The sequence below is a fragment of the Gluconobacter sp. P1D12_c genome, assembly GCF_018812105.1.
GTDB lineage: Bacteria > Pseudomonadota > Alphaproteobacteria > Acetobacterales > Acetobacteraceae > Gluconobacter > Gluconobacter oxydans_A.
Map to the genome: position 1 here is coordinate 1 of NZ_JACSIQ010000408.1, position 475 is coordinate 475.

Sequence of the window (475 nt, forward strand, 5' to 3'; positions counted from 1 at the left end):
TACTTTTGTGAATTTTTGTTTTTAGTGATGAATTACTCGCTTTCAACTTCTCATTTTGATTCTTCAATAAATGAATTTCATTTTCACGAGACTTCGCACCATCATCAAAACGGCTTTTCGTGAATGACTCAGAAACCTGAACAACACCACCAGCAACAGCAGAAGAAACAGCACCAACCAACGTGCCAGCCTTCTCAAACTTTTCAGCCTTAGCTTTTGCAGCATCAACACGCTTTGCAACAGCACGACCATCAGCCAGAGCAATAGCTAAAGCCTTGGCTTGTTGCTTCTCCTGGTTCCACTGGTCCCGAGTTAAACGCCTACGACCTGGACCAATACGAGTTAAGCCAGAAGKCTTCCCGACCTTATCCCAATAACTGTCCTGCCAATCTCTAAACGATTGCTTATAGGCTTCATTTTGTTCCTTTGGAGATAACCCATCCGCCTTGGCCTTCTGCTTTGCACTATCCCCAGG

Annotated in this window: 1 pseudogene; it reads right to left on the bottom strand. The window is 44.5% G+C overall.

Annotated elements, in window-relative coordinates:
* Window positions 1-475, bottom strand: a pseudogene (locus KP705_RS17405) (hypothetical protein); the annotation flags it as partial.